Below are 17505 nucleotides of genomic sequence, written 5' to 3'. Positions count from 1 at the left end.
GCGGTTTATTGTCTGAGTTTTTAGTTTTTCTTATCCTATCTTTTATGGATGAACGTTTATTCTTATGTCAAACAAATATGCTAAATTTTTTCCAAATCATGATGAATTTAATCTAGAAAATTTTCCTTATTACTGGATTTCGCAGATTTATGCTTTGTATGTTGCAAAAATGGATAATTCTCTAAAAAAATATGGTTTAGATAATTCTAGACGGCGTATTTTATTGGCAGCAAATCTCCATCCGAATGCCAGTGTTTCAGATTTGTCTGAAATGACACTCATTAAAATTTCTACCACAACTAAAATTCTTTCACGTTTAAAAGAAGAATTACTTGTCGAAACCATGTTGTGTGCTGAAGATAACCGTGTTACTCGTGTCATATTGACAGAAAAGGGTGAGGAAATGGTAACCAAAATCAATGAAATGACAGCTTTATTACTGAATGATACTTTTGATGGCCTAAAGCCTTCGGATGTTGATCGTTTAAACGAAGCTCTAAGAAAAATTAAATCAAACCTTGAGTAATAAGGTCATTTTCTTTATTTATTAAAAGAATTATTTTCTGGATATTTATGATGAACCTACGTAGTCAAAGGTTCATCATAAATATGATTAAGATCTACAGTCAATTAAAATATAAAGATTTTTAAAGTAAGTAAAATTATAAATAGAAAATAGATGGATAGAAAGAGCACTTGATTTTTATAAAGTGTAAGATGCTTTTGATTGTAATTTGATTTTTTATCTTTTAAACATTGAATGGTAATCTTAATATTTATTTTCATAGTGATTCAGCCGAGTAAAGATGTTCACATACCATCTGAATATTCATAATATACTTTGATTTTTTCGAATTGTAAATTTCATGTCAGACTTTAGATTATTTATATATTGTGTTTATGATACTCATCAACAACACTGTGACTTGATCTAGTAAGCTCTTAAAGCAATTGGGGAGCAAGTGTAGTGCATCATGATAGTTCGCATTTTATTTAACATAATATACATTATACGAAGTTATGTTATTATAAGCCTTTTGTTTATAAAGTTTTTTGTGTTTGTGTTGATCCATCTGGATTCTTCTTAGGTAACGGTTTGATGCTATAGATTTGCATCTGTGCACCGAACTTAGTTTGGCTCTCTACAAATTGAATTTCTACTTCCTGCACATTATTCTAATACTGCCTGAATCTGCTCGATTAGTATGAATCACATTACTTAATTTAATTTAATCTCATAATAAAAATAAATTTTCTATAACTAGAAAATATCTATTCATAAAAATTAGTAGATTTAATTTTAAAATTATTAAGTTATTTTTTATTTATTTTTTGAATGGGATTTACTACTGTCAATATTCTAAAATAATATTTAAAAGATGAGAAAACACATTCTCATGTTTCCTCACCTACACTTATTTAACTCGCAACTTTAAAATCGTTAAATAAATTTATTTCATATGGTAGTCCAACATAATTTTCAGCTAATGTAGTTTGTCCCGCAGTTGAACCTAATATATAGCTTAATTCTGCTTGCTTAATTTTATGGTCAAACTCACTTTCATTTTCAAAACGGTGTAATAAATGAGTCATCCACCAAGAAAAACGTTCTGCTTTCCACACGCGCTTTAAACATTTTTCAGAATATTGATCAATCCCTTTTTCTGACCCATCTTTATAATATTCAATTAAGGCACTCGATAAATAAGCGATATCTGAAGCAGCTAGATTTAAGCCTTTTGCACCAGTTGGCGGTACGATGTGTGCTGCATCGCCTGCTAAAAATAGCTGACCAAAGCGCATAGGTTCAGTCACAAAACTCCTTAAAGGTGCAATACTTTTTTCGATAGAAGCTCCTGTTACTAGATGTTCACGACTTTCAGGATCAAGACGGTTTTTTAATTCTTCCCAAAACTTTTCATCTGACCAATCTTCCACTTTGTCCGTTAATGGTACTTGTAAATAATAACGACTGCGGGTTTCTGAACGCATACTACATAGCGCAAAGCCACGTTCTGATTGTACATAAATTAACTCATCTGCGACGGGCGGCACATCTGCTAAAACCCCTAACCAGCCAAATGGATAGACTTTTTCAAAGGTTTTGATTTTATCTTGTGGAATACTGGCACGACAGATGCCATGATAGCCGTCACAACCTGCAATAAAATCACATTCAATTTGGTAGTTTTTCCCTTGTGAATCAAATTTAACTTTGGGCTTTTCATAAAAATCAAAAATTTGGACGTTATTTGATTCATAAAATGAGATTAAATCAGCCTGTTCACGTGCTTGCATGAGATCTTTGGTGACTTCTGTCTGACCATAAACCGTGACTTGTTTTCCGTTGGTTAATGCTGATAAATCAACACGATGTTTCTGCCCATGGGTTAAAATTTCTATGCCTGAATGTGGTAAGCCTTTTAGTTTGAGGTTTTCATCAACACCAGCCTGTTGAAGTAAATCGACTGAAACTTGTTCTAAAATACCTGCACGAATACGTGATGCAACATATTCTGCGCTACGCTGTTCAATGATAATGTGATCAATACCAGCTTTATACAATAGTTGTCCAAGCAATAAGCCTGCTGGTCCTGAACCAATAATCGCAACGCGAGTCTTTATGATTTCCATAACTCTATCCTTGTAATTTCCTATTGTTAAATTACGTATTTATAGGATTAAGCTCTATATTTAAATCGCAGTATAATCCGTATATCATCATGATTGTCCGCTATGCGGACAAAACCAACTTGTAGGCTAGGAATTTTGTTATGGATCGACAAAATGAGGTGATTTACCATTCTTCTTCAAATGAGCACATCCGGACTGAAGATTACATTGCAGGTTTAGCTAAAGGATTAGCCTTGCTTGAAGCCTTTGGCATAGATCGTCAGCGTTTAAATGTGACACAAGTTGCCGAGCGCACAGGTATCAGCCGAACCGCAGCCCGACGTTATCTCAAGACATTAAAGTTTTTAGGTTATTTGGAAACTGACGAACATTACTTCTGGCTGACACACCGCGTATTGCGTTTTTCCAGTTCTTATTTAAGTTCTGCGCATTTGCCTAAAGTGGCTCAATCTTTTTTAAATCTGTTATGTGCCCAAACCACCCTCACCTTTTCTATTGTGGTGCTGGATGATCATGAAGTTGTTCCTATTGCTCGAAGCTATTTGCCACAGCAGGATAATTTACGCGTCAGCCCTTATGGCATGCATTTAGGTAATCGTTTACCTGCACATGCAACCTCGACAGGCAAAATCTTATTATCAGCTTTATCTGGCGATGAGCAAATGCAGTGGATTCAACGTTATGGTTTAAAACGCCTGACGCCATTTACGCTGATTGATGAGTCTGTTTTTATGGAAACTTTAAAACAAATTTCATTATTAGATTATTGTTTATCCAAGGAAGAACATGAACTTGGTGTGATTGCCATTGCAGTTCCCATAATGAATGCTCAAGGTCGCGCCATTGCTGCGTTGAATTGTATGTCACAAACCAATCGGGTTCAGGAAAGCTATTTGATTGATCAGGTATTACCGCTTTTAAGAAATACTGCCAATGAACTTAGAAATATAGTTTAGTATAAAAAAAAAGGGATTCTGATGAATCCCTTTTTTTAATTTTTTTACTTACTTCTCCAAAGCATATGCCACGACATAGTCACCATGATCTGGAGATTGACGTGCACCACCAGCAGAAATCACAACGTATTGTTTTCCTGTTTTTGGTGATACATAGCTGATAGGTGTACCTTGACTACCCACAGGTAAACGCCCTTTCCAAAGTTCCTCACCATTTGATGAGTTAAAGGCACGTAAATAGTAATCTTGCGTTGCAGCAAAGAACACTAAACCACCTTGAGTTGCCATTGGACCACCGATGGTTGGCATACCAATTGGTGCTTTCAAGCCCATTTTAACGCCCATTGGACCTGTGTCCTGAATGGTACCCAAAGGCACTTGCCATGCGACTTGACGAGTTTTCATATCAATTGCCGTCATGGTACCAAATGGTGGTTTTTGGCAAGGAATACCAAGAGCTGACATGAAGCGGTTTTTATTCACCTTATATGGAGTTCCTGCCATAGGTACAGCCCCCATGCCTGTATTAACTTTTTCACCACCGCTTGCCTGAATCTTCACATCTTCAGGCGTTTGCTTGATCAACTGAATCCAAAGGCCTAAACGCATGTCATTGACAAACATATAACGGTGCGAAGGATCAAATGCAATTGAACCCCAGTTCATACCGCCCAGTGAACCTGGAAAGCTTAATGAAATATCTGTACCTGGCGCAGTATATAATCCATCGTAACGCATAGATTTAAAGCTAATTCGGCACATCAATTGATCAAATGGTGTAGCACCCCACATATCTGATTCAGTTAAAGTTTGATTACCAATCTGCGGCATTTCAACTGAACGTGGTTGTACTTTACTGTATTGTTCAGCTGGAATATCTGCAACTTTTACTTGCTGATTTTCAACTTTTGTTAAAGGTTGACCTGTAACACGATCAAGTACATAAAATTGACCAGACTTTGTTCCAATGACTACAGCAGGTTTGGTTGAACCATCTTTCATTGGGAAATCAACCAGACTTGGTTGCATTGGTAAGTCAAAATCCCAAAGGTCATTATGAACAGTTTGATAAACCCACTTTTCTTTACCTGTTGATGCATCAAGTGCTAACACAGAGGTATTGTACTTATGATCTGGTGCAGTACGGTTACCCCCCCAAACGTCTACGGATGAACTGCCCATTGGCAAGAACACGGTATTCATTTGCGGATCATAAGACATAGCAGCCCAAGAGTTTGCAGAGCTACGTTTATAGATTTCACCTGGTTTTAACACATAGTTTGGATCTGGATTACGCGCATCAAATGCCCAACGCAATTGCCCTGTAATGACATCATATGCACGAATAACACCGCCCGGCATATCTGCTGCAACGTTATCGGCGATACGGCTACCAATAACCAATACTGAACCTGCAACAGTCGGTGCTGAAGTGACTTCAAAACGTGGTGCTTTGGTACCATCTCCCAGACCTTGCAGTAAATCCACGGTACCATCAACGCCAAAGTCCTTACAGCGTTCACCTGTATCTGCATTGACTGCAATTAAACGACCATCTGGTGTATTGGTATATACACGACGTGGGCATTGTGTATTTGCAGCGACTGTTGCAACAGGTGTCGCGCCTGCAAGTGTAGGTTGTACCAATGCCTGTGTAGAGTCGAAATAAGCAACACCACGGCAGCGTTCCCATGCATCCGCTTTTGAATTAACTTCTGCCTTCCAGAGTTGTTTCCCTGTATCAGCATCAAGTGCAAAAATATTATTATGTGGGGTACATAAGAATACTTTATCGCCCACTTGAAGTGGAGTCATTTGATCTTCTGCACCGTTACCTGTGCCTGTGGTAAAGTCACCAGTACGAAAACGCCAGATTTCTTTAAGTTTAGATACGTTATTTCGATTAATTTGATCTAAGGCAACAAAACGGCTACCGCCAGTGTCATTACCATAATGATCCCAATTAACCTGTTTTTTAGCGGGATCCACTGGAATTAAAGGCAATTCTGTACCAGATGCTTTCACGGTTGGATGTGGGATAAACATGCCATACAGCCCCCCAATCATGCCTAGAATGGTAAGGCCAGCAATCACATAAGCTGGTGTTGATAATGTCGGCATTTGATACTGATATTTACGAATAGAAGGTAAAGTCAGTAGTAATGCTGCGAATAATCCTGCTGGGAACATTAGACGCGAATGTAATGGCCAGAATTCCCATCCTGCATCAATCAATGCCCAGATGATCGTTCCAACAAAGACCAAGGCGAATATCCAGACGCCCAATGCCTTTTTCTTAAAGATAAAAAATGCGGATGCGGTTGTAAGTAAACCTGCGATCAGGAAGTACCATGAACCACCGAGGCTAACCAGTTTGCCACCGCCGATGATATAGAATAAGCCCGTTATTAATAAAGCTAGCCCAAGTATAAAGCACCATATTTTCAATATGATGTGAGATTTTTCTTGAGGGTCAGACATACATCTTTCTCCACGTATCATAACAGTGAAAATCGATAAACATCATCAGATCGTCATTGTTATGTTTAAACACATTCAGCTAAAGTAGCTCTCACCACTTTAGCTGTTCGAATAATGCTTAAATTCAACAATATCTTTGCTTATATTTTAGTCAATATAACTATTGAAATTTCGATATTGTTAGAAATTTAAACGCATAGTTAAACCTGCAACCCATGCATCATCCACCTCTTTTACACCTGCGGGTTGATGGATATATTGAATATTTGGGCGCAGCATCACGGCTGGTGACCATTGATAGGTATAATTCAGCTCAACGTTAAGTTCATCACGCTGAATAGGAATATAGTTGGTCGCAAATGCGTCGTACTCGTAATAGCCACGACTTTCATTGGTTGCAATTTGACGATCGCGAGCGCGATCATTGACCAAATAGTTGGCTAAACCAAAACCGATTGAATCGTTAGGACGGCTATCAAAAGCACCTTTATACCAAAGTGCAAGTTGCTGTGTACTTTGCACCGTGGTAGTCGCTTTATCGTTGACAACACCATTAAAGCTCACGAATAAGCCACGCTTTGGATCACCACCACGTTGGGTCAACTGCTGCTGCGTGTTAATCCAGAAACTATGTTTGCTACTATGTTCTTTGCCTGCGGTGCCTACATCATTGGCATCTGCGGTAGAATATAAGGCTCCTAGTTTGTATTCGCCAGCTAAACCATTAAATACTGCAAGTTTTGGTTTCCATGCCAATTCAACAGGAATGGTCGCACCTTTGACATTATTCATGTCAAGATTAAAACCATCGCTATTCGATTTGGTTTTAACATTGTCGGGATTCACTTCATATACCCCTAAACCCAGCGTCCATTCAGGTGCAAATTGGTATTTTACATTTGCACCCCAAAGCCCGACTGGCCAGTTGTACCAGATCGAACCAATTGATTTACCCAGTTGTCCGCCACAAAGGAGTAAGTTTTGAAATTCACATTGTGAACTATTGAAATCATCTGACATGCCCATACGACCAATTTTGACCTGAACCGTATTGTCATCAAAACCTTTTTTAATCCACGCTTGCGTCAAACGCCAGATTTTTCCGCGTCCATAAATTTCTTGTGTATTTCCTAAGGTACTTGAACGAGGATCTTTAATGCGCTCCAGTGTCAAAGAGTTACCATCACGTTTGGTGATCATGATGGCTGCTGTTGTATCTTCCCAACCTGCAATCTTGTTTAGGTCAAAATTTGCACCTAAAGTTAACTGTCCTGCATTTTCAAGTGTGTTGCTATCATTATAGCCACCATCAAGATTAGTTGCAGCCTGACTCATAATAGACGCTGTAAATTTATAACCTTTATTTTCGAGTTGTTGACGCTCACCGCCCCAATCACCCAATAACCATTGACGATCTTGTGACCAAAATTCATTCGCCAGTGCAATCTGACTGCTTAAAACCGCCGCTGAAATCAAACCCAATTTAAAAATGTGATGCATCTTTGTTCCTTTCTAATTTGGGTGCCTTCAAAAAGAAGACACCACTTTTATCCTTAATTTTGTTATTTGAAATGAACCGCAGAACTTAACTCAGAAGTCGCTCCTAAGTGATCTGTGACACTGGCAGTAATTGACGGTGCAGTTACTTTTGGTGTCCAATTTGCTTTTGCAATACCTTGCGCATTGGTGACCATAACCATTGAACCAAGATACTGTTCAGCTTCAGTTAGAGATGCACTACGATTTCCAAAGAATTCAACATTGTAGCGTTGGTTTGGTGTTCCTTTAATTTCAATGGTTAATTGCTTTTTATTTACACTTAACTTAGGCGCTTCAATGCCTTGATTAGGTGTTGCATTACAGTTTTGTTCATTCGGTTGGCTACAGGTTTTTTGAAGTTTTGCAGCTTCAATCACCACACCGCCACCACGAGAACCAACAAAGCCAGCATGTTCAAGTGCAGGTACGCCAAAAACAATTGCACCTAAACGCTGATTAGGTACACAAGAACCGCCTGCTTCACAGCGTTTAATGTCTTTAGCATTATCCCAAATCAGGTTTTTGGTCAAAGTGGTACGTGCATTGGCATCTTTTTCAGAACGAACAGCCACTCCGATACGGTTACCGTGAACCTTGTTGCTATCAAAAATATTGCCATCGCCAGTTAGGTTAAAGCCAATTGAGTTGTTGGTAAGTTCGTTATACGCAACATAATTACGCTTACCCCAGTTAATTTGTAAACCATCGGAATAGTTTTCAAATTTATTGCCGACAACTGTATTGTCATTACCCCACAAGATTTCGATACCTTGCGATGGTTCAGGGTTGGCTTTAGTTGAGGTAAAGAGGTTGTTTGCAACAAGGTTAAATGCCGCACCACGGGTTAATTCCAAGCCATCGCCATTGTCAATAAATAGATTGTCCAATACTTTGTTATTGTTGGTTGTGGTTGAGGTTGGATTGCCCTTGCCATCATCACCTGTAATCATCACACCAGCACCACCGTAGTTATTACTAATGCGGTTATGCTGAATCAGGTTGTTACTTGAGCGATTGACCAAGACACCAATACAAAAACGATGCACATCAATACCTTTCAGTGTCACGCCATTCACGTCTTGAAGCACAAGCCCCGGAAGTGTCATCGTACGCACGTTGGTTCCATACTGCTCAGGATTTGCACCCGGACACGCTCTAGCGCCTTCACCTTTTATATAGTTAGAACCGTCAATCGCAATAAACTCACCTGTTTTATCCCATTCTGTACCTATAATTTTTACAGAAGATTTGATCGGTGGTAGTGGCTTATCGACTTTGATCACGTAAGGGGCTTTGCCTACCGCTTGAATCAGGATTTGATTTTCCTGAGCTGTGTTGGTATTAGACTGTTCAATCGCCCAGCGTAAAGAACCTTTTTCACTGTCATCCTGATAGCGATCGACCACGTAGGTTTCTGCCGCAGCAAAACCAGAAGTCACCAAGCCCAATGCCAAAGCTGACAAGCGTAAAGAAGTTAATTTCATGACATGTTCCCTGTCTTGATTAAGGTGTAGGTTGAACGGTTTTAAGGAATTGTTTCAATTGGGTAACATCAATTTGCCCTGGAGCTGATGCTTCACCAATCATGCCAAAACTTAAGCTACCACCCATATTGGCAGTAGAAATACGAGAAATCGTACCCAAACGACCCATTGACATGGTCAAGAGTGGTTTTTTGCTTTGTTCACTGACTTCTAAGGTCGCATTCATTAAGGTAAAGACATCTTGTTTAGACTTTGGCATGACGGCAATCTTTAAAATATCTGCACCCATTTGATCCTGTTTGAGTAAGCGACTGACAATTTCCTGCTCGCTTGGGGTTTTATCAAAATCATGATTTGACATCACCACCAACACATTTTTCTGATGAGCAAGTTTGGTCAGTTTTGCAACGGCTGCCTGATCACGGAACATTTCGATATCAAGCAATTGCATAAATGGCTTTTTCAAATATTCAGCGTAAATTTTTTCGTATTCTTGATCTGTTACTTTTAATTTACCGCCTTCGTTTGTAGTACGAATAGTTGCAAGTAAAGGTTTATCTTTTAAAATCTGATTCAGTTCTTGCCCTAAAGCGATTACTTGTTTGGTATCACTCCCAAATTCGAGTAAATCAATACGGAATTCGGCAATATCTGCATCTTTATTGGCAGCAATCACTTTGGCTTGCGCAATCGCCTGCTCTTTGGTTTTTGCGGTAATCGGCACAATGGTTTTGACTGGTAGATCACCAATGTTGAGATTTTTGACCACATAAGAGGCTTTCGCTGGTGCGACAGTCGGCTCTGCGGCATGGGTTGCAGCAAAAGGCATTGACATGAACAATGCACCACTGATGCAAAGTTGTTTCACGAGTTGATTTGCATTAAACATTTTTACGTTTCCTTGTAACCAAGAGAACTGTACGCCTAAGGCGCACAGTTGCTTCCATCGTTAAATATCAAAAAAGACAGTTTCATCTTCGCCTTGAATACGAATATCAAAGCGATAAACGACTTCACCATCACGTTCTTCGCGTTTGGCAATCAACGTCTGACGACGAGTTGCCCATTCAATACTGTTCAGTACTGGATCTTTCGCATTGGCTTCGGCTTCATCGTCAAAATAAACGCGAGTGTGTAGACCAATGTTGATACCACGTGCAAAAATAATCAGGGAAATATGCGGTGCTTGAGTTGAACCTTTACGTCCCGGAACAGCGCCCGGTTTAATGGTGTTAAAACTCCAGAAACCTGTACCAAAATCTGCACCTGTACGCCCCCAACCCAAGAAGTTCGGATCGACTGGTTTGCCTTGCGTATCAGCCTGACTTGGGTAGATACCATTTGCATCTGCTTGCCAGATTTCAATCAGTACGTCACGCAGTGGTAAACCAAGTCCGTCAAAGACTTGACCTTCTAAACGGATACGCTGACCTTGTGTATTTTCCTGCACAAGGTTGTTATCCAGATTGTGTTCAAATACTTCGATATTGGCTTGTTTTGGTAATAAGCCAATATGTACATATGGCCCACCTGTTTGAGATGGGGTTTCTTTTAATTCCTGAAAATTCCAACCATTCATATTATTTACTCCATCCATTAAGTTAAGTCATTTTCGAAGTAAGTCGCGCGACGACCACGTAGCGTGATGTCAAAACGGTAACAACGGCTGTCAGCTTCGATAAAATTGCTCTTGTCTTCTAAGGCAATCAACGCACGACGCTGCTGTTCAGAAGGAATGGTTTTCAGGATCGGACAAGAATCAATGAGCGTATCGCCTTCAAAATAGAACTGCGAAATCAAACGCTGCGCCCAACCATCTGCAATCAATGAAAAGTGGATGTGTGCAGGACGCCATTCGTTGATACGGTTACGCCAAGGATATGGGCCCGGTTTGATGGTACGGAATACATAGTAACCATTGCTATCCGTTAACATACGACCGCAACCACCAAAGTTAGGATCCATCGCACCAATATATTGGTCGTTTGGATGACGATAACGACCAGAAGCGTTGGCTTGCCATACTTCAACAAGTGCGTTTTTTACAGGGCGACCAAACTGGTCACGGACATAACCATGTACAATGACGCGTTCACCAATTGGCAAACCATCTTTGGCATAGTTCAAAATCAAATCGTTATCTTTAGGGCCAAATTTATCCGCGCTAAAATGCGGTGCAGTCACTTCACTTAAAGTTTCTGCGATTGAAATGAGCGCATTCTTAGGCGAGCGTAACACACTGGTTTTATAACCGGGTGCATATGCTGGCGGATGGTCATCTGTATTACGCTGAGCGTAAGCTCCCCAAATAATTTGAGACATTATATCTCTCCTTTAAAAAGTAAAATCCTTAAACCGTTACTATTGACCGTTTTGGTCTGAGCCAATCCCTAGCTCCGCAAAAACTTCTTCTGCCATGTGCATGGCTGCATTTGCTGCGGGTAAACCTGCGTAAAGCGATGAATGAAGAAATAATTCCTTAAGTTCATCTTTAGTCACGCCATTGTTAAAACATGCACGGATATGCATACGCAGTTCGGCTTCACGCCCAAGTGCAAGTAAAATTCCGATCGTGACTAAACTGCGTGTATGACGTGGTAAACCCGGACGTGACCAGACCTCGCCCCACGCATAACGGCTAATAAAATTTTGAAAATCCGAGTTGAAATCATTCAGGTTCTCAAGTGAACGATTGACATGCTTTTCACCCAGAACTTCAGTGCGGACTTCAAGCCCTTGTTTATATCGTTGTTCGTCATTCATTAGAGAAACCTCAGATTAAGTTGCATCCGTATGTGCAACAACAGATTTAACAAAGATTGCGACAGCAGCAGCGGCAGCAGGAATAAATAACATGCTCAGAATCATGGTAAATGACCAGTTATTTCCTAATAAAACCGCACCAATCCATGCACCAAATACTGCACCAAAACGTCCAATACCTGACATCCAAGCGACACCTGTCGCACGACATTGAGTTGGGTAGAAACGCGCACTCAGCACTGGCATAGAAGATTGCGCACCATTGACCGCAATACCTGCACAAAGAATAAAGACAGCAAGCAATGTAGGATTAGATAAACTTTGACCTACAATGACTGCAAAGATACCCGCAGCTAAGTAGAAACCAGCAATAATACGGTTTGGATTGAAACGATCCATTGCCCAGCCAATAAACAAAGCACTGAGTACACCACCAAACTGGAATAAACCACCAATAAATGCAGCGCGCTCAAGCGATGCACCTGTTTCACGCATCAAGGTTGGTAACCAACTGGTCAATAGATAAATGACCACTAGCCCCATGAAATAAGTGACCCAAAGTAAAACCGTACCTTTGACATATTTAGGCGAAAACAACATGCCAAATACGCCTTTTTTATCACCTGGATTGGCTTTTTCTTCTGGTACATGAAATTCAGTCACGCCTTGTACTTGCTGTGGTGCAATACGACTCAGAATTTGACGTACTTTTTCGTTATTGCCACCTTTTACAATCAGGAAGCGATATGATTCAGGCAAACAGAAAATCACCAAAATCATCAAAATGAGTGGAGCCCAGCCACCTAATAAAAATAGACTGTGCCAACCATAAGCAGGAATGAGCCAGCTACTAATAAAGCCACCCATAGCCATACCCAAGTTATAGCCGCAGAACATACACGTCACTAAAAGCGAGCGCACACGTGCTGGGCAATACTCAGAAAATAGTGTGGTTGCATTTGGCATTGCTGCGCCAAGACCAATACCCGTTAAAAAGCGGAAAACCACCAAACTATCCAAACTTGTTGAATAGGCACAAGCTAGCGTAAAACCACCAAAAATAAGCATCGATACAGACAGAACGATTTTACGACCAAAACGGTCAGCCGTTGGGCCTGAAACCAATGCCCCAATAATCATCCCACCTAATGCAGCGCTCATCACTGGGCCGAGTTGAGAACGATCAACTCCCCAATCCTGAGATAATGCAGGTGCAATAAAACCCATTGCAGCAGTATCAATACCATCTACAAAAACAATGAAAAAACAAACAATTGCAATCAACCACTGATATTTGCTCAAAGGTGCATCATTAATCAGTGCTTGTGCATCTAAACTTGTCTTTGAAGTAGCGTAATCCTGAGACGCCATAATTGCCTCCTTAAGGCCTAAAGTCCTTTTAAATATCTAAACTACTGAATAGACTTAATAAATTGACTGAAGACTTGAGTAAAGGCTTCAGGCTGTTCAATATTGGAAAGGTGCGATGCTTCAATCACATAAAGCTGACTTCCCTTGATATGCTGCTGCATAAATTCACCATCCATAATGGTGGTCACAGGTTCAGCAGCTCCTGCGATAATCAAAGTTGGAACTGTAATCGAACTGATTTGCTCACGGACATCGGCTGTTGCTAAAGCTCGACAGGCATTGGCATAACCTTTCGCCGGTGTGTGAGCTAGACTTTGGATGGTTTGTTGTGCAAGCACATTATTTTGATAATCAAACTTATCGCTAAACCAACGAGTATGCGTAGATGCAACTAGATCAGACAAACCATTGGCTTCAACGGCATCCGCTCGTGCATTCCAGCCCTCTTCTGTCCAGATTTTGGCAGCTGAGTTGGCTACGGTAATGCTATGAAAGCGTTGAGCTTGATAGATTCCTAACCAAAGTGCGGTCATGCCACCCATTGAAATTCCACAAAAATGCGCTTTTTCAATGTTGAGTGCATTCAGAATATCAATGACATCTTCACCCAGATTTTGCAGTGTTGTATTTTTAATCACATCACTTTGACCATGACCACGAGTATCATAAGTCACTACTCTATATTGGCTTTTTAGGGCTTCAAGTTGAGGTTGCCACATGCTGTGATCTGTACCCAATGAGTTTGAAAATACGATTGCAGGCGCATTTTCAGGTCCATTGATCTGCACAGATAATGTTTTGCCTTGACGATTGGTCATCATGATGCTGTTGTGTTCGCTCACTTTGCCTCTCCTTTTGCTTCCTGCAAGACTGCATCGATCTGGTCTTGAATATTGCCGAGATACGACTCTGGTTTAAAAATCTCATCAAGTTGTGACGCATTAAAATATTGTGTCACTTCTTCAATGTTTGAAATGATATCTTTTAAATGGGTATGTTCTGCGACTGCTTTTTTACAAGCAGCTTCAACCACATGATGCGCATTTAAACGCCCCATATGTGGAGCCAAAGCCATCATCACCGCTTCAGCCATAATGAGGCCATGAGTACATTCGATATTACGATGCATGTTTTCAGCATTGACTTGCATGCCTTGCAATACATCTAAAGTGCGCTCTAATGCACCTGCGCTGAGTTGAAAAATTTCAGGCAAAGACAACCATTCTGCATGCCAACCACCCAAGCTGCGCTCATGCTCTTGCACCATACTCTGATAAATACTCGACATCAGTGCTGGCACACGATTTGCTGCTGCCAATATAGATGCCGCCGCGACAGGATTACGCTTATGAGGCATGGTGGATGAACCGCCACGCCCTTTGGCTGTTGGCTCAAAAACTTCTGCAATCTCAGTCTGCATCATCAATGACCAATCACGAGCCATTTTGCCTACGCTGCCTGTAATCATGCCAAGTACACTTGCGATTTCAACAATCCGATCACGTTCACCATGCCATGTACAAGCTGCCGCAGTCAGATTTAATTGCTTTGCATAAACCTTCACAACCATTGAGCCTTGATTCTGCAATGATGCTAATGAACCTACAGCACCACCCAGTTGCGCCGTTAAAACACGATCTTTCATGGCATCAATACGATCCAGATCACGTTTAAAAGCAGAGGCCCAACGTGCCAGTTTATGACCTAAAGTAATCGGTAAAGCTTGTTGGAGCCATGTACGTCCCATCATCACTTGATGACGATAGGTTTGGGCTTGCGTTAATGCAACGTCATAACATTGTTGGACTTGGTTTTGCACAATGTCTAATGCCGCACGACATTGCAAAATACAGGCTGTATCCAAAATATCCTGACTGGTTGCACCCCAATGGACATAACGAGCCGCATCTTCATCATTTTTTTTGACGATCGCAGTCAACTGTTTTACAAAAGGAATCGCGATATTTCCTGCCAGACCTGTGGCAATGGCTAAGGCATCGAAGTCGATCTGATCGATCGCTGTTTTTACAACATGTTCAATCACGTTAGTAGCAGATTGAGGAATTACCCCAACCTCCGCCTGTGCTTGCGCCAACGCAACCTCAGCCTCAATCATGTATGAAACCAAGCCGCGATCACTGAAAATTTCAGTCACCTCTTTTTGGTAAAACAAGCTGGCATATAACTGGCTCATGATGGCTTCCTTTAAACCCGCTCAATAATCAGGGCAATGCCCTGACCCACACCAATACACATTGAACACAAAGCATACTGACCGCCGGTTTGTTCAAGCTGATTCAATGCGGTTGTGACCAAACGCGCCCCTGATGCACCCAAGGGATGACCGAGTGCAATCGCACCACCATTTGGATTAACCCGTGCATCATCATCTTGTAGACCTAAATCACGGGTACATGCCAAAGCTTGCGCTGCAAATGCTTCATTCAGCTCAATCACATCCATCTGATCTAAAGTCATGTTGGTTTGTTTGAGTAATTTTTTAATCGCAGGTGCCGGTGCAAAACCCATAATGCGTGGTTCAATACCCACTGTGGTGGCTGCAATGATTTTGGCACGTGGTTTTAGATTGTATTGTTCAATCGCCTCATCAGAAGCAATCAGTAAGGCTGCTGCACCATCGTTAATGCCTGAAGCATTGCCCGCGGTGACTGTACCTTCCGGCTTAACCACGCCTTTGAGTTTGGCCAATGCTTCTAATGTGGTTGATGCGCGTGGATGTTCATCGGTATCGATTACGACAGGATCACCTTTACGCTGTGGAATGCTGACAGGCACGATTTCCTTGGCAAAGTAACCTTTGGCTTGTGCTGCCGCTGTGCGTTGTTGGCTGGTATAGGCAAACTGGTCTTGATCTTGACGATTGATGCCAAACTGCTCTGCTACGTTTTCAGCCGTTTGTGGCATGGTATCGACACCATACATGGCTTTGAGTTTTGGATTGATAAAACGCCAGCCCATGGTGGTGTCTTCAATCTTTTGAGTACGTCCAAATGCGCCTTCTGATTTGCCCATCACATACGGTGCACGGCTCATGCTTTCGACACCGCCTGCAATGATTAAGTTAGCTTCACCTGCTTTAATGGCACGAGCCGCCATAGCAATCGCATCCAGCGATGATCCACATAAACGATTGACTGTGTTTGCAGAGACTTCAACAGGTAAGCCTGCAAGCAGTGCTGACATGCGTCCAACATTACGGTTGTCTTCACCGGCTTGATTGGCACAACCATAGATCACGTCATCGACTTGTTGCCAGTTGACAGTTGGGTTGCGCTCGATCAATGCAGCAATTGGCAAAGCACCCAAATCATCAGCACGTACAGGAGCTAAACCACCTGCATAACGGCCAAATGGGGTACGAATCGCATCTACGATATAGGCGTTTTTCATTCTTACATTTCCATTTCTAAAGCTATTGTGATCACTGCCACAAATTACGAGTTTAGTCATTCTTCCTTCGCGTAGGCAACGCCTCACTTTTGACAGGGAAAAGTGACAAAACCCGTTGTTGAACAGAGGAAGCTTCCTTGCCTCCCTGCCCAACGGGCGACATCCATGTCGCCTGTCACGATAGTTCATTACATTTAAAAACTTTTAAGTTAGATTGTCGTTGCATCAATCAACGTTGCACCCGTCAAGCTTTGTAATTCTTCAAAACTTAAACCTTCCACTTTCTCAGTCACTTTCAGGCCTTCTGGTGTGACATCAATGATGCAAAGATCGGTGTAGATGCGATCCACACATTTTTGTCCTGTAGCAGGGTAAGTCAGTTCTGCCACAATCTTCGGTTCACCCTTTTTGGTGACATGATCCGTGGTCACAAAAACTTTCTTGGCACCCACTGCCAAGTCCATCGCTCCACCTACCGATGGAATCGCATCAGGCGCACCGGTATGCCAGTTGGCCAGGTCACCATTGGCTGCAATTTGAAAAGCACCCAATACGCAGATGTCGAGGTGTCCGCCACGCATCATCGCGAAGGAATCTCCATGGTGGAAGAAGCTACCGCCTTTGAACATGGTGACGTATTCTTTGCCTGCATTGATCAGTTCTGGATCTTCTTCGCCTTTTGCAGGCGGTGGGCCAAAAGCCAATAAGCCATTTTCTGAATGCAGGAAGATGTCTTTGTCCGCAGGCAGGTAACTGGCAATTTTGGTCGGTAAGCCGATGCCGAGGTTGACATAAGAGCCTTCTGGGATGTCTTGTGCCACACGCTGTGCAATCTGGTCACGGCTTAGTTTTTGGTAACTCATGTC

15 protein-coding genes are annotated in these 17505 nt (G+C 41.5%); 2 read left to right on the top strand and 13 right to left on the bottom strand.

Translation table 11 applies throughout. The features are described 5' to 3' along the window. Nucleotides 1–64: 64 nt before the first annotated feature. Nucleotides 65–526: a MarR family winged helix-turn-helix transcriptional regulator gene (locus tag E0D95_RS03050; protein ID WP_130802492.1), complete on the top strand. Its 462-nt coding sequence runs from the start codon at nt 65–67 to the stop codon at nt 524–526. An 893-nt stretch (nt 527–1419) separates the two neighbouring features. On the opposite strand, the gene pobA is transcribed toward E0D95_RS03050, so the two are convergent. Continuing rightward, the gene (gene pobA, locus E0D95_RS03045) at nt 1420–2634 is read right to left on the bottom strand and encodes a 4-hydroxybenzoate 3-monooxygenase (protein WP_130802491.1); all 1215 of its coding nucleotides are present in this window, start codon (nt 2632–2634) and stop codon (nt 1420–1422) included. 140 nt (nt 2635–2774) lie between these two features. On the opposite strand from pobA, the gene pobR reads away from it, so the two are divergent. Then, nucleotides 2775–3590: an IclR family transcriptional regulator PobR gene (gene pobR / locus E0D95_RS03040; RefSeq protein WP_130802490.1), complete on the top strand. Its 816-nt coding sequence runs from the start codon at nt 2775–2777 to the stop codon at nt 3588–3590. A 48-nt stretch (nt 3591–3638) separates the two neighbouring features. Here pobR and E0D95_RS03035 read toward each other — a convergent pair whose 3' ends face one another. The 12 genes from E0D95_RS03035 to catJ form a co-directional block, all read right to left on the bottom strand. Beyond that, entirely contained in the window at nt 3639–6071 is a 2433-nt protein-coding gene (locus tag E0D95_RS03035) for a glucose/quinate/shikimate family membrane-bound PQQ-dependent dehydrogenase (RefSeq protein WP_130802489.1), read from the bottom strand. Nucleotides 6072–6251: 180 nt separating this feature from the next. Beyond that, nucleotides 6252–7571 carry a carbohydrate porin gene (locus tag E0D95_RS03030; protein WP_130802488.1) on the bottom strand — a complete coding sequence of 440 codons (1320 nt, stop codon included), beginning with the start codon at nt 7569–7571 and terminating at the stop codon, nt 6252–6254. A 62-nt stretch (nt 7572–7633) separates the two neighbouring features. Beyond that, nucleotides 7634–9094 carry a NosD domain-containing protein gene (locus E0D95_RS03025; RefSeq protein WP_130802487.1) on the bottom strand — a complete coding sequence of 487 codons (1461 nt, stop codon included), beginning with the start codon at nt 9092–9094 and terminating at the stop codon, nt 7634–7636. 19 nt (nt 9095–9113) lie between these two features. After that, entirely contained in the window at nt 9114–9983 is an 870-nt protein-coding gene (aroD, locus tag E0D95_RS03020; RefSeq protein ID WP_130802486.1) for a type I 3-dehydroquinate dehydratase, read from the bottom strand. 60 nt (nt 9984–10043) lie between these two features. Further along, a complete protein-coding gene (gene pcaG / locus E0D95_RS03015; RefSeq protein WP_130802485.1) occupies nt 10044–10673 on the bottom strand; it encodes a protocatechuate 3,4-dioxygenase subunit alpha in 630 nt (209 codons plus the stop codon). A gap of 17 nt (nt 10674–10690) precedes the next feature. Next, the gene (gene pcaH, locus E0D95_RS03010; RefSeq protein WP_130802484.1) at nt 10691–11416 is read right to left on the bottom strand and encodes a protocatechuate 3,4-dioxygenase subunit beta; all 726 of its coding nucleotides are present in this window, start codon (nt 11414–11416) and stop codon (nt 10691–10693) included. Between the two features lie 39 nt (nt 11417–11455). Then, the gene (pcaC, locus tag E0D95_RS03005; protein WP_130802483.1) at nt 11456–11857 is read right to left on the bottom strand and encodes a 4-carboxymuconolactone decarboxylase; all 402 of its coding nucleotides are present in this window, start codon (nt 11855–11857) and stop codon (nt 11456–11458) included. Nucleotides 11858–11872: 15 nt separating this feature from the next. Further along, nucleotides 11873–13228 carry a 4-hydroxybenzoate transporter PcaK gene (locus E0D95_RS03000; protein WP_130802482.1) on the bottom strand — a complete coding sequence of 452 codons (1356 nt, stop codon included), beginning with the start codon at nt 13226–13228 and terminating at the stop codon, nt 11873–11875. A 41-nt stretch (nt 13229–13269) separates the two neighbouring features. Then, complete coding sequence (pcaD, locus tag E0D95_RS02995; RefSeq protein ID WP_130802481.1) at nt 13270–14070, bottom strand: 3-oxoadipate enol-lactonase; 801 nt, start codon at nt 14068–14070, stop codon at nt 13270–13272. Beyond that, nucleotides 14067–15422 carry a 3-carboxy-cis,cis-muconate cycloisomerase gene (gene pcaB / locus E0D95_RS02990; RefSeq protein ID WP_130802480.1) on the bottom strand — a complete coding sequence of 452 codons (1356 nt, stop codon included), beginning with the start codon at nt 15420–15422 and terminating at the stop codon, nt 14067–14069. Before pcaB ends, pcaD begins: the two co-directional genes overlap by 4 nt. 11 nt (nt 15423–15433) lie before the next feature. Continuing rightward, complete coding sequence (pcaF, locus tag E0D95_RS02985) at nt 15434–16639, bottom strand: 3-oxoadipyl-CoA thiolase (RefSeq protein WP_130802479.1); 1206 nt, start codon at nt 16637–16639, stop codon at nt 15434–15436. 209 nt (nt 16640–16848) lie between these two features. Beyond that, nucleotides 16849–17502: a 3-oxoadipate CoA-transferase subunit B CatJ gene (catJ, locus tag E0D95_RS02980; RefSeq protein ID WP_130802478.1), complete on the bottom strand. Its 654-nt coding sequence runs from the start codon at nt 17500–17502 to the stop codon at nt 16849–16851. Nucleotides 17503–17505: the final 3 nt, after the last annotated feature.

Source organism: Acinetobacter ihumii (assembly GCF_900625095.1).
Taxonomy (GTDB): Bacteria; Pseudomonadota; Gammaproteobacteria; order Pseudomonadales; family Moraxellaceae; genus Acinetobacter; species Acinetobacter ihumii.
This window is presented reverse-complemented; position numbering and strand designations above follow the sequence as displayed.